Genomic DNA, 13,274 nt, shown 5'->3' with positions numbered 1-13,274 from the left:
TTCTTCCTGAAACAGCGACGCTGACAGACACGGATGAAGTTGGAGTGACGTGAGCGTTGTGACTATCTCGCCGACATCGAGCGCGCGGCTGTACGACCAGACGGTCGAACAGCTGGGCCGCTCGATCGTCCAAGGTGCGCTGAGAGTCGGGGAGTCGATCGTGCCCGATCAACTCGCGGAGAATCTGGGTCTGTCCCGGTCGGTGCTCCGGGAGGCGTTTCGGGCGCTCGAGTCGAAGGGGCTGGTTCAGGCGCGCCCGCGGATCGGCACTCGCGTATCGCCCCGGGACCAGTGGAACTTTCTCGATCCTCAGGTGATCTCGTGGCGGCTCCAGGGCGAGGACCGTCTCGAGCAGGTCGAGGAGCTGTACTCGACCCGACTGGCCGTGGAGCCGGTCGCGGCACGACTGATCTCCGGCCTCTCTGACGCTGACGCCGTCAGGGACCTCAGACTCCTCATCGCACGTATGCGCGACGCGATGCTCGCTCGCGACCTTCACGCGTTCACAGAGGCCGACGTCGAGTTCCACACCGAGCTCCTGCTGCGCTCGGGGAACAAGATGTTCAGCTGCTTCAGTACAGTAATCGCCGCGGCCGTGCGGACCCGCGAGACCCTCGTGTTCCCCCTCGTTGAAGAGACCCACAAGGGGCTCGAAATGCATGAACGCCTCGTCGAGCAGATCGCAGAGGCGGATCCGGAGGTGGAGGAGACCTCCCGAACACTGATCCGGGACGCCCACAGTGAAGCGCGCACCGCTCTCGGGCACTGGGACACCCACGGAGCAGCTACCCTGTGACGCCCACGACTCCCTCACTCCCTGAGGCGCACCAAACGCTGGTGTTCTTCGGGGACAGCGTCACGGAGGCCAACCGGCACCGGCCCGAGGTAGATGCGCTCGGCGAAGGATACGTTCGCATCATCGCCGACGAGCTGTCGAACAACCCCACGACATCGGAGATCGTCAACCTCGGCGTCGGAGGCAATCGCGTCCGCGACCTTCGCGCACGCTGGAGCGAGGTCGCAGCACAGCGCACGGATGTATTGACGGTCCTCATAGGCATCAACGACGTCTGGCGCCACTTCGACCGCGACGACTACACGCCAGCGGAAGCGTTCGCCGAGGACTTTCGCGCAATCCTGGATGAAGCCGTTGCATCGGGCAGTCGGATCATGCTGATGGAGCCATTTCTCCTTCCCCTGAGCAGGGAACAAGAAGCCTGGCTGCCTGAGCTCCACGAGAAGATCGACATTGTCAAGGACCTCGGTTCTGCCTACGCAGCCCCGATCGTTCCGCTTCACCAGCTCTTGAATGAAGCAGCGTCCGACCTCGGCCCGCTCGAGCTCGCGCCCGACGGCATCCACCCCTCCCAGCTCGGTCACCGTCTCATCGCCGAGGCTTGGCTCGCGGAAGCATCCGAGGGACGTGTCAGCCCGCTCGCGCACTGACGACCACATTCTGTGGATCGGCAGTTACACAGCCGACCTGGGCGGAACCGGAGTCGGTGTGCTCCGGATCGTCGTGAAGCCCGCAGCGGCCATGATCATCGATTCGAGTCGCTTCCGGTGCGACTCACCATCATTCGTTGCGGCCACTCCGTGCGGCGACGTGAGCTACGCCGTCGAAGAGCAGACAGGTCTCCTACGCACATTCCAGCTCGACCCGAACGGCGAGCTAGAGTGCGCGGACGCCCTCTTCGTCGGGCGGCAACCGTGCCACATTGCTGTGGATCCCGCCGGCCGCTTCCTGGTCGTCAGCGATTGGCGCGACGGCGACGTCACCTTCGTCCGCCTTCAAGAAAACGGAGTTCCTCGGAGGGGCGGCGTGGCCCAGATGCCGGCAGTAGACCAGGGAGCCCGGGCCCACGCAGCGCTGATCCTCGACGACGCGATGATCATCACGACGGACCCTGGGCTCGATCGCCTGCGAATATGGTCGTTCGACGTTACAGGGCAGCCTTGGGAATCGGGCGGCCTTGACCTGCCGACGGGCTCCCAACCCCGACACCTGACTCGCGACGCCAAGGGCCGTATTCACGTACTCACTGAGGGCTCGTCGGAAGTACTGACACTCGAACGCGTCGGCCCTCACGACCTCGCTCTGATTGCATCATCATCCGTCCGAACGCAGTCCGGTAGCCAGGATCTCCCGTCCTCTCTCTCAACGATGACCATCGACGGCGACACCGTTCTTCATGCCGCCGTACGCGGGTCGAACGTCCTCGCGACCCTGCGCTCCGACGAGCGAGGAGCGCTGATAACCATCGACGAGACCGCTACAGGTGGCGACGAACCACGAGACCATTGCCTACTCGACAACTGGCTCTATGTCGCCAACCGGAGAACCGACACTGTCGAGGTCTTCGAGCTCAAGAACGGAATCCCGAGCCACGCATTCGCGATCCCGATCGATGCTCCAGCCTCCGTCTCAGCCCATCTGGGCCCGCCACGGTCGCCGAGCCAACTGTCTGGATAAATCGGCTTCGCGGCGAGCCTTGCCGGAAATAAACAAATTGTGCTGGCGAAAGAAACGTCGAAGAAAGACAACGAGGAGGACGGAAAGAAGTAACGAGAACCAGGGACAGAAGAAGGAGGTCGAGAAGGACTGAAGGCAAGGAAGCAAACCTAAGAGGAATGAAACCTAAGAGCGTATGCACGCAGGCACTTAAGTGGAAGCGCCCAGCTGAGCACTCTTTTCAGCGCCCGTCGACGACTCCAAAGGCCGATATCTTCGGTTGAGTGTCACCTGTTTTGGCGGGTTCGGGCGCCTCGTCCGGGTCGCTAGCCTCGCTGAGGGGGTGACGCATGGGCAAAGGGTTCGCAGTCGTCGATTTAGAGACGACTGGTCTGTTTCCTACAAAGCATGACCGGATCGTCGAGATCGGAATCGTCTTGGTATCGCCGGAGGGCGAGATCGAGACCCGGCACGAGACACTGGTGAACCCGAACCGCGACATGGGTCCGCAACATATCCACGGCATCACGGCCGCGGCAGCAGCTCGGGCGCCACTGTTCGAACAGATCGCTCCGAACGTCGCCGACCTCCTGGATGACCGCGTCCCGGTCGCACACAACGCATCATTCGACTCGAGGTTCCTCGGCTTTCAAATGGCTCAGGCCGGCCTGCGCGTCGCGGAGCCAGAGCGCTGGCTCTGCACGATGCGGATGAGCGAAGGGGTCTCCGGTTATCGCCGATTGGCTGAATGCTGCACAGCCGTGGGAGTGCAGCTGGCCAGTGCCCACAGCGCTGGCGGAGACGCACTCGCGACGGCGCAGCTCCTCAGCCTGTATATGCGGACCGTGTCGAATCGGCCGTACTGGGACTCCTGGCTTGCTTCGGCTGCACATTACGGTCCGTTCGCGGTCGACCCGACCGTTCGATGGACCGCTCGAACAGAGGCCTTCGAACAGGATCACTCCTTCGTCGACCGACTCGTGGGCTCACTCACTGCCACACGTCTCGGAGCGCAGCTCAACGTCGACTACCTCGCCCTCCTCGATCGGGTTGTCTCCGTGTCCGAAGCCTCAGCTCTCGAGGCGCTCGCACAGGGGCTCGGGCTCACCCCCGAGGATGTTCGACTCGCCCACCGCGCATACTTCGACGGCCTCGTCGCCACCGCATGGGAGGACCACGTCCTGACCGACGCCGAAGCCGCCGAAATCCGAAGCGTCAGCGAGCTCCTCTCCATCGACGAAGATGTCGTCGCCAGCTCATTGGCCGCGGCCCCATCCACGCCTGCGCCGTTGCTGACCAGCGGCTTCCGACTCGAACCAGGGGACATCGTCGTCCTGACGGGCGAGATGTCAAAGCCTCGAGAAGCCTGGTCGGAAGTCCTCACCCGACTCGGACTCATCGTGAAGAGCAATGTTGTCAAGAAGACCAAGCTCCTCGTCGCCGCCGACCCCGACTCCCTCTCCGGAAAGGCCAAGACAGCGCGTGAATGCGGCGTCACGATCGTCAATGAGGCGGGCCTCGAGAAACTCCTCGATGCGTAGCAACTGCTTGAGTTAGCCGACAGATGGCCAGACTACCGACCGACGTGAAACGCCACATCCACCGCGACACCAACGTCACACTTCTGCGAGTCCGAGACCTGAAACGCGAATCTCTCAGCGTCAGGCTTCAAGTCCAGGCCGAGCTGCAACGTCGCGCATCCGACGACTCATCCAACATCGAGCTCGCACTCGCGGGACTCGTGATCGCATTCCTGGCGCTTTTGGTCGCGCCGACGAGTCCGATACACCTTGAACAAGTTCCCTGGCCGAGCAACCTGCTCACCGGTATTGTGCTCGGAACCTTCGCGGCACTCGCTCTCACACCCTTCGCAGCACACGCGCTTGTAACCCAGGAACGACGCGTGCGAGCTAACGTGTGGTTGGCGGCGTACGCGGAGGAGCCCGGAGCGACAACGCACCTTGCTCGCCGTGGACGCGCACTCCGGCGCAATCAACAAAGAGTGCGCTAGCCCAGGAACCACGCGATCCGCTCGCAAGTCGTGGTCGCCTCGGGAGGCGCTGTCTCGCTGAGGTTTGAGAGCCTTCCCGTCGCCCGATCGTAGCTCCCTCGCAGTGCTCCGCGCCGGGCTTTCGCGGCGTATCCTCAGTCCGCTGCGCTCCCCTCCGGTACTCCACGGTCCCGGCACTCCACACCTTCCGCTCGCTCTCGATCACCCGCCGGAAAGGCACTCAGAACGATCGACCAATGAGGGAGTGAGCGGGATGCGGGTATTCATCATCGACACCAGCCACATGGATCCGGAACTGCAAGGTGGACTCATCGGCGTGGAAGGGTCCCTGAATCCGACCGGTGCTGAGAAGCAGGACTGCGTGGAGACCGTCAGCCGCTACGTGATGGATGGGTGGGCGATCGCCGCCGACCCGAACGCTCCGATCGGATGGCTCGCGGCGCTTACAGCCGAAACGGCGTGCGTCCCCTTCGTCAACTTCAACAGACTCGCTCCCGAGGAGCTCACGCCACAGCCGGCACGCACCTAGTCCATCGACCTCTGATCCGGCCAGACGGCCGGGTCAGTGGTGCGCCGGGTCGATGGCGGGAGCGATTCGCCTGGTCAGGTCGCCGTGGATTTCCGACGAGTTTTGGATTTGCGCGTCAGAACCGGCTTGGAAACACAACGTGTAGGTGTGAGGGCAATCGTTTCGGACACGGCACCGCGCTACAGCTGGCTGGCCGGGCGGTCGGGTGGCTCTGTCGTGGGCCGCCGCCGCGGCGAGACGTACGAATCTGCAATCGATGTGCTCGCGAGAACCGTTGCGGGCCGCGAATTCACAGGTGAGAGGGCATTGCCCGCTCAAACGCCCAGAAACACAGGCCCGATCCGGCCATTCACTGTCCGCCGGGGAGGGAGCGACCTCCGGGAGGAATGCGGGTGCGCGCCTCCTGCGCGCCAAAACGCCCGCCGAACCGGAAGTAACAAGTAGAGGAAGTCATTTTCAAAAGGACAAGACTGCCCAGTTTCGAGAAGACCGAGACGAAATAAGTGGGAGGTGAGTGCAGGTGCGAGGTGGAGTAGCCAGATGGAAGCGGGGACAGCAGTCCCACGGGGTGAAGCAAGCGGTCAACTACGCCTTCAGCGGCGTCTGTGACGCCACCCTCACCGCTAAGACCGCCGACGGGGTGATTGCCGCCGCAGGCTACGCCGACGCGGTGATGACCCGGTACATCGTCGAGAACGGTGCGATCCGCGACGATCTCCTCACCCGCGACCAGCTCAAAGCGTGGGTTGACGGCCTCGACCCGCTCACCGGGGAACGTCGGGGACGTGACCTGGAGTCCCCGGTCGCGGACCTGATTCTGGATGCGACGATCAACGCCCCGAAGTCGTTCTCGATTGCTGCCATGCTCGACCCGGAACTGGCCGCCGCCTATGAAGACCTGCAAGACCGCCTCCGCGACCGAATCATCAAGCTGTGGCAATCCGAGCTCAACGCCCGCCGCGGCAAAGGGGGCGCCATCCGCGAAGACCTGGCCCGGATCGACGTCATGGAGCTCCGCCACGAACGCTCGCGGTCGTTGGATCCGCACAAGCACCGGCACCTCTGGCTGAACGTAAAAGTCCAAGGCGTCGACGGCAAATGGTCGAACATCGACACGAGGGTGGCGTTGCGGTTCCAGAACGTGATCAATGCCGAAGGAGACCTCGCCTCTCGCACCGACCCGGCATGGATCTCTGCTCTCGCCGCGAAAGGCTTCACCCTCGACGAGGATGGCGAGGTCGCTCAACTGCAGCACTTGGTGCGGCCGCTGTCGAAGCGGTCCGCGCAGATCGAATCCAACAAGATCGCCCGCACCGCCTGGTGGAAGGAGCGCCACCCCGGCCAGGAGCCCTCCCACGACGTTGTGAACCAGATCGACCGGTGGGCGTGGGCGGCCGCCCGACCGAACAAGCCGGGCGACCTGGACGAAGCCGACTGGACCGAGCTCATCCGCCACGAGCTGAAGTCGGCGGACCCGAGAATCAGGCAAACACGCTCCCCCGCTCGTCTTGCTGCGGTCTTGATTGACGACCTGGATCTGGAGCTTCTCGCGGCCAGAGCAGTCGTTGACGCGGATGCCCGATCGACTGGCACGGGCGGCCGATTCAGCGACATGGACATCCGGGCCGGCGCCATTCGCGCGATCGCGGCCTCTGGGGTTCTGGCCGAACGCACTGAGCTTGCCGCAACTGTTGACGCGGTCTCTGAGGCTGCTGCGAGCACTTGTACGGTGACGTTGCTGAACGAGCCTGATATGCCGAAGCACGTCAAGCATCGGATGGCCATCGCAACGGTTGTCGTGAAGACTACTCTCGCGAACCGGATCGACGCGATGGCAGCACCCGGAGATGCCGTCCCAACCCGCGAGATCACGGCGATCGCTCACGCGCTCGACCCGGAGCGTGTCCTCGATGGTGACCAGAGCGATGGTGCTGCCGCACTTGCCGGCACAGCCTCGATCGTCTCCATCACCGGCGCAGCAGGGACGGGTAAGACCACCATGCTCAAGGTCGCCGGAGCCACGCTTCGCCGGCACGGACACAACATGATCATCGTCGCTCCGACCAAGAAGGCCTCTACCGTCGCCGGCCGGGAAACCAACAGCTCCGCCTCGTCCCTCCACCAGCTCCTTCACGACTACGGATGGCGGTGGACAACGAGCACCTCTGGCAGCACGGAGTGGACGCGACTGCTCCCCGGAGCTATCGACCCAACGACCGGAGCCGAGTATCGAGGCCCTCGAATCGCGATCCGCCCGGGTGACCGGATCGTGGTCGATGAGGCCGGCATGCTCGACCTCGAAGCCGCAAACGCTCTTCTGGACGTCATCGACCGCACGCGAGCAACTATCGCGGTCGTCGGCGACGACTACCAAGCCCTCCCCGTCGGACACTCGGGCGCCATGGCCCTGTTCCGATCCGCAGCCTTCGGCCGGATCGAACTCACGAATATCCATCGGTTCCGTGATCCCGATTGGGCCGACCTCACGTTGCGACTCCGCGACGCCGACGGTGCCGAAGAAGGACAGCGGATCGCAGGCGAGCTAATCGAAAAGGGGCATGTCACGTCCGTCACCACGGAGGGCGACGCCCGGCAGATGATGGTCGACGGATGGTTCGATGCGACCCGACACGGGCAGACGATCGCCCTGGTGACCGCCACCCATGCCGAAGCGCAACAGATCAACGAGAGCATCCAAACTCAGCGCATCGCGTCCGGCGACCTCGCAACTGAACGTCAGGTACTCGCTCAGGCTGATCAGCCGTGCTTTGTGGGCGACGTCGTTCAGACTCGACGCAACGACAGCACTTCCGGGGTGGAGAACCGCCAGACCTGGACCATCAAGGCCATCACCAAAGACCACGTGCTTCTGACTAGCCTCACCGACTCGACTCACCTGAAGAAGATCACCCACGAGTACGCCGGATCCCACCTGCATCTCGCATATGCCAGCACCGTCTACGGAGTCCAAGGGGAAACCACGGAACGATCCATCGTCGGCCCCGGCGTCGACGCTGCCGGCCTCTACGTCGGTCTAACCCGCGGCCGAGGAAGAAACGAAGCCGTCGTCATCGCGGGAACCACCCGCACCGCACTCACCGAGCTGGCCGAGACCATGCAGCGCCAGCCCCGAGAAGAGACGCTCGAGAAGTCCCGGATCGCAGCCCGCCGTGAGCTCACACGAGCGTCCCGCACCGACCCGACACGAGCTTCGACCGCGAGCGAAGCTCCATCGCCTTCCTTGCGCCTCTGACTTGGACGACGGATTAGCCCGTCCTCAGCCCTGAGGCCACGACCGCAAGACCGGGTCGACTCGCGCCTGCCAGGGTTGCGTCGACAGCGTGGTACCAGAGGATCGCCACGCCCAGGGCATCGGCCTGTTGCTGCGCCACCGGTCGAACTCCCCCTCGCACGAAGATCAACGCCTGCCGGCCATCGGAGGACGCTAGCCTCGCAGCATTCTCCACCGCATCGATATCCAGGTTCCCCCGTCCGTTATCGACCCAGGCGAGGTACCGGGAACTGTAGAGGTCACAGAGTTGGCGGGCGGGATCGTGCGTCGCGACGGTGTCCACCGCGCCCAGGTAGATCATCCATTCGCGGCACAACTCGACCGCTTCATCGGCCGAGACCCCAAACGGCCTCGGCGCCGGAGGCTCACGTTCCACCCCACCAGTCTGCCCGACGCCACGGTCACCCGGACTGAGGCACCAGCCGCGGTGTCAATACATCGAAGCCTTGGCTGAAGGCTGGCGCAAGACACCACCTGAAGCGGGTCGAAACGCAAGGAATGGATGGCACTCGGGAGCCGGCAGACCCCGCTAGCCGGGTTAGAGGTCGACAGTCGCTGGGCGGTCGCCTTTGAAGTCTTCGTAGGACTGCAACACCGAATCGACGAGCGAGAAGGTATTGGTGTGCCCGTGAGAAGGCGGAAGCGCCGTCGCACGCAACCTTGCGTGGTCGTATCGACCTTGGAGCGCAGACTCGTCGCCTGCAAGCGCTCCTTGATAGCCGGGGAGGAACTTGACGAGTTGAACGTCAGGACCAGTTCCCGGAGCCAAGTCCGCGAAATGGAGCAGCAGCCATAATTCGAAGTTGGGGCTGTTATCTACAAGCCGGACACCAGAAAGCTCGGAACTATCCGCCACGAGTTCAGCAACCCCGTCAGGTAGTCGATCGAACACGCACCAGACCTCGTCATACGCCGCGCCCTGCTCGCGCGCGATCGTGGCGCGTTCACGGGCAAACCGAATGTTCTTGAGCGGATCGTCCGTGGGCATCGGTTCCAGGGCGATCGGATGGTGGTGCGTCTGTTGCTTGACCCACTGCACATACTCCTCATGAACAGGACGCTCATACAGCACGAGGATGAACGACCTCGGTTCGCGACTTGGGGCCTTGCGAGCGAGGTCCTGGGCGGGGGGAATCACGGTTCGAGCTCACCCGTTTCATCCCAGAGATCCAAGAACGCGTGCTGATCGATTCGAGGTATCGCTGCGTACTTCCCATTGAGATAGTTGCGGCTGAACACCTCGTTCCGGCGTGGACTGAACTCCGAGAGAGCACGTAGCACGCTCGCGCCAGCAAAGTCTTTCTCTACAAACCAGAGCTGGTCCCGTTCTAGGACGTTGTAGACGCCGGTGTTCATCATGATGGTGACGTCGTGCGTGGATAGAACCAGCTGGGCTTGATTCGGATTCGTCTTGGGCGACTGGAATAGGCGAACGAGCTCGGCGACCAGCCTTGGGTGCAGGCTTGTGTCGATTTCGTCAACAACCAAGACACCGCCAGACTCCAGCCGGTCCAGGATCGGACCGAGTAAAGCGAGGAAGTTCTGCGTTCCAACCGACTCCCAGGAGAATGGAATTGCAACCTCGCGGCCAGCGCCACTGTGTCTAAGACGCGGTGCAAGCGATTTGAGACCAAACCGTTCGTCCATTTCCTCTGGTGACGCACCTGGCATCAACGTCGAGTAGAACGCTCGGGCAGCTTCGCGAATATCATCAGGCATCACGTCCTCTTCGACTGTCATGTTGACGACGCCAAGGTCAGCGCGACTCATCAACTTGATCACTCGTCCCGCTCGCGTCGGATCCTCGCTCAGCGATCGAAGCGTGTCCTGCATCAAGCCGGGGAGGTTCTCAGATGTGATCGTCCGCACGAGCGTTGCCAAGTGCTGCTGAATCGGAGAAAGGATGTCGTGCTGCAGCAGCCTCGCGGTCGATAGGAAGAGCGCGTTAGGGCGGGTTGCCCGAGCAAGCGCAGCGTTCTGACCGGTAAGCGTGTCGCCGAAGCGCCACCCGTCGGCGTCGTTCGCGTCGCGTTCGAAGAGGGTACGTTGCCGGCCTTTAGGCCACGACCGAAGCCATTCGCTAAGGATCCGATCAGCGTCGTAGGTGAATCCGTAGTCATGACGGACGCCGTCAATCCTCACCATTACCTCGAACAGGGTGAACGCCCCTGGCTCCTCTCCCAGCACATACGGCGAGAAAGGTAAGCCGCTATCGCCGTCGCTGGTAGGAGATTGAATCATCCCGAACATCGTCGATATCGCCCGGAGGAGGTTCGACTTGCCGGATGCGTTCGGCCCGAAGATCGCCACGGCGGGGGCGATCGACGGATCGGGAAACCCCCCAGCCTCACCCTCAACTCGACCAGACCTCGTTAGCAAGAGGAGCGCGGGATCCCTAAACGACCTGAAGTTGCTGACCTTGAAACCTAGAAGCATTGCTCTCCCTAATACCCCCATAGTACCGGTTTTCGGTACTAAAAATGCGCAGAATCGACGAGAAACACGCCGAAATCGGATGGGGACACGGTTTTGTCAGCGCCCTTTGATATACTGGTGGTACCCCTGAGGCCTCTGGGCCTCCAGGAAACCAGAGAACCCCGACCGACCTGTCGGCTCGAGGCGCTCAGGTGGATCGGGGTCTAGATGTCTCTGTCGGAGAAACATCTACGACTCTAAGACCCCCAAGGGTCTTACGGAAAGTAGACAACTCGCTACTTCTCGTGTTATCCGCCACACCGCAACACGACAGGGGAAAGGACACCGCTGGGACCGGCGCACCCGAAAGGCGCCCCCGGCGAGTCAGCGTGCGGTGACCCCGCGCGTCCAAAATCAAACCCCCGCGCGGCCATCCGCGCACACACGAGAAGGGCACGAAAGTGCACGAGATTGATTTCCTCCCCGTTGAGAACGAAGACGGGGACAGTTCCAAGAGCGGCGACGCGATCGCCATGCGATTCGACTCTGCAGCGCTTGGCCGGCAGGCCGTAGTGGTCATCGACGGCGGGTTTACTGCCATCGGTGAGAACCTCGCCGACCACATCCGCAAGTACTACGGCTCCACCCACGTCGACCTGGTCATCTCTACCCATCCGGACACAGACCACCTCAACGGTCTCCTCACCCTGCTCGACAATTGCAGTGTCGACGAGCTGATGATTCACCTGCCGTGGAAGCACTACCGGGACGCCGACAAGCTGGGCAACTACGAGAAGATCGTCGCGGTTTACGACAAGGCCATCGAACTCGGCGTCACCGTAACGGAGCCGTACGCCGGGGCAGAGCGCTTCGGCGGCGCGATTCGGATCCTCGGGCCGAGCTTGGACTACTACAACGAGCTGCTTGCAGAGGCGATCGTCGAGGTCACGACCGGTGTCGCTGATGCTCGCAAGACATCGTTCTTCGGCAGCCTGCTTACCAAGGGCGTCAAGGTCCTCGAGCGCGTGCGTGCACTGTACCCGTCTGAGACGCTCACAAACTCCGACGAAACCAGCCCCCGGAACAAGAGCTCGGTAATCACGCTCCTCCAGGTCGATGGGAAGCGGCTGATGTTCACCGGAGACGCCGGCATCCCTTCGCTCGAGGCGGCAGCGGACGAGTATGAGGCACACGTCGGAGCATTCAGCGCATACCCGCTCGACTTGTTCCAGGCACCTCACCACGGAAGCCATCGCAACGTCGGCCCGGATATCCTCGACCGGATTCTCGGACCGATCGACCACGGGTTCCGGAAGACCGACGCCTACATCAGCAGCGCGAAGAACTCCGAGAAACACCCGTCGCCGAAGGTCACCAACGCGCTGGGACGACGTGGCGCGGGAGTGTATGTCACCGAGGGGAAGACCATCGCCTACTGGTCGCCCGGAACGAAGCGGGACGGCTGGGGTCCGATCACCGGGATTGGCCCCCTGGAGGAAGACGATTAGCGGCTTCGACAGCTACACCCTGCAGGCGAGGACTGCGCCAGCAGTGGTTCTGATGTTGCCGCTGCTGCTATTTGTCCTCTACCTCGTCAACACGCCGTGGGTCGGGATTAGCATCCCGGCCCTCGGGGTCGTCGGCATCATCTCCGTCGCGAACGAACTCGTCCGAGGCAGAGGGCGACTTCTGCAGGAACGCCTCGTCTCCGAGTGGGATGGGCTGCCGACGACGCGGGCGCTGCGTCACCGCGACAGCGGGGACACCGAATCGCGTCGACGGCTGCGGGAGGCGATCTGCCAGCTGACCGGTGAGAATCTCCCCACCGCTGCGGAGGAGGCTTCCAACCCAGAGCAGGCCGACACCCGGTACCGCGAGGCGGTCGATCTGGCGATCAGTGTGATCCGCCGGGACGGGATAGACGCGTCCATCGTCCGACACGAGAACGCTCGGTACGGCTTCCGCAGAAACACCTGTGCCGTGAAGGGTGCTGCGGTCGGAGTCATACTCGCTGGGTTGGCCGTCAACGCCGTCGTGCTGTTCTTCACCTCGGTCCCACTCGTAGGTCTCGTCGTCCTTCTCGGCCACATTGCGTTGCTGTTGTTCTGGGCGTTCGCAGTCAATGACAACTGGGTCAAGGTCCAAGCAGAGACGTTCAGCAACCATTTAGCTCGAACTGTGATCACGACAGCGCGAGCTGCACGTCCCGCTCGCTAGTTCCCTGCGTCGATTGCGATGGCCGCCCCGAGAGGCGGCCATCGTCGTTTCGCCACTACAACCGACCCGACGGCTAAAGGTTCAGCAATTTCAAAGCGGTGAGTAAACGGTGAGTTTGGCCAAGAACCATTGAGCGGGTAGTCTGGGCCGCAGCCCTACTTCCCAGTGTTTATCTGGAATTCCGGGCTGCGCGAGTGTAGTTCAATGGTAGAACTTCAGCTTCCCAAGCTGATAGCGCGGGTTCGATTCCCGTCACTCGCTCCGTTAGTCACTTCTTGAGCTAGTTGCGCTATCGAGTTCGCGCACAGATGTCGCCGGTTCGCGACAGTTGAATCTCAAGACCGATGACTTGTGGCTC

General features: G+C 62.7%; 11 protein-coding genes and 1 tRNA gene. 9 read left to right on the top strand and 3 right to left on the bottom strand.

Annotated features, from left to right (window positions below; all coding sequences use genetic code 11):
• Window positions 1-49: 49 nt before the first annotated feature.
• The 6 genes from ASF88_RS19345 to ASF88_RS19320 all read left to right on the top strand — a co-directional run bounded on the left by ASF88_RS19345 (window position 50) and on the right by ASF88_RS19320 (window position 8,245).
• The gene (locus ASF88_RS19345; RefSeq protein ID WP_055922714.1) at window positions 50-796 is read left to right on the top strand and encodes a FadR/GntR family transcriptional regulator; all 747 of its coding nucleotides are present in this window, start codon (window positions 50-52) and stop codon (window positions 794-796) included.
• Entirely contained in the window at window positions 793-1,446 is a 654-nt protein-coding gene (locus ASF88_RS19340) for an SGNH/GDSL hydrolase family protein (protein WP_157498438.1), read from the top strand. Before ASF88_RS19345 ends, ASF88_RS19340 begins: the two co-directional genes overlap by 4 nt.
• Window positions 1,424-2,473 (top strand): lactonase family protein, encoded by a 1,050-nt coding sequence (locus ASF88_RS19335; protein ID WP_055922708.1) that lies wholly within the window; start codon window positions 1,424-1,426, stop codon window positions 2,471-2,473. The genes ASF88_RS19340 and ASF88_RS19335 overlap by 23 nt, the downstream gene beginning before the upstream one ends.
• Window positions 2,474-2,802: 329 nt before the next feature.
• Window positions 2,803-3,993, top strand: a complete 1,191-nt coding sequence (locus ASF88_RS19330) for an exonuclease domain-containing protein (protein ID WP_055922705.1) — start codon at window positions 2,803-2,805, stop codon at window positions 3,991-3,993.
• A 714-nt stretch (window positions 3,994-4,707) separates the two neighbouring features.
• The gene (locus ASF88_RS19325) at window positions 4,708-4,992 is read left to right on the top strand and encodes a hypothetical protein (protein ID WP_157498437.1); all 285 of its coding nucleotides are present in this window, start codon (window positions 4,708-4,710) and stop codon (window positions 4,990-4,992) included.
• Window positions 4,993-5,560: 568 nt separating this feature from the next.
• Complete coding sequence (locus ASF88_RS19320; RefSeq protein ID WP_055922699.1) at window positions 5,561-8,245, top strand: AAA family ATPase; 2,685 nt, start codon at window positions 5,561-5,563, stop codon at window positions 8,243-8,245.
• Window positions 8,246-8,258: 13 nt separating this feature from the next.
• On the opposite strand, the gene ASF88_RS19315 is transcribed toward ASF88_RS19320, so the two are convergent.
• The 3 genes from ASF88_RS19315 to ASF88_RS19305 form a co-directional block, all read right to left on the bottom strand.
• Window positions 8,259-8,660 carry a hypothetical protein gene (locus tag ASF88_RS19315; protein ID WP_157498436.1) on the bottom strand — a complete coding sequence of 134 codons (402 nt, stop codon included), beginning with the start codon at window positions 8,658-8,660 and terminating at the stop codon, window positions 8,259-8,261.
• Window positions 8,661-8,822: 162 nt separating this feature from the next.
• Complete coding sequence (locus ASF88_RS19310) at window positions 8,823-9,323, bottom strand: RloB family protein (RefSeq protein ID WP_162242597.1); 501 nt, start codon at window positions 9,321-9,323, stop codon at window positions 8,823-8,825.
• 95 nt (window positions 9,324-9,418) lie between these two features.
• A complete protein-coding gene (locus ASF88_RS19305) occupies window positions 9,419-10,720 on the bottom strand; it encodes an AAA family ATPase (RefSeq protein WP_055922692.1) in 1,302 nt (433 codons plus the stop codon).
• A gap of 440 nt (window positions 10,721-11,160) precedes the next feature.
• Here ASF88_RS19305 and ASF88_RS19300 point away from each other — a divergent pair, with 440 nt between their 5' ends.
• The 3 genes from ASF88_RS19300 (at window position 11,161) to ASF88_RS19290 (ending at window position 13,177) form a co-directional block, all read left to right on the top strand.
• On the top strand, window positions 11,161-12,207 hold the full coding sequence (locus tag ASF88_RS19300; protein WP_055922689.1) for a ComEC/Rec2 family competence protein: 1,047 nt from the start codon (window positions 11,161-11,163) through the stop codon (window positions 12,205-12,207).
• 52 nt (window positions 12,208-12,259) lie between these two features.
• Window positions 12,260-12,916: a hypothetical protein gene (locus tag ASF88_RS19295; protein WP_157498435.1), complete on the top strand. Its 657-nt coding sequence runs from the start codon at window positions 12,260-12,262 to the stop codon at window positions 12,914-12,916.
• 190 nt (window positions 12,917-13,106) lie between these two features.
• Window positions 13,107-13,177: transfer RNA gene (locus ASF88_RS19290), tRNA-Gly, on the top strand.
• The last annotated feature ends 97 nt before the right edge of the window (window positions 13,178-13,274 follow it).

The organism is Leifsonia sp. Leaf336 (assembly GCF_001423695.1).
In the GTDB taxonomy this organism is placed as follows: Bacteria; Actinomycetota; Actinomycetes; order Actinomycetales; family Microbacteriaceae; genus Leifsonia.
The sequence above is the reverse complement of the archived record's forward strand: the minus strand, read 5'-3'. Positions and strand labels throughout refer to the sequence as shown.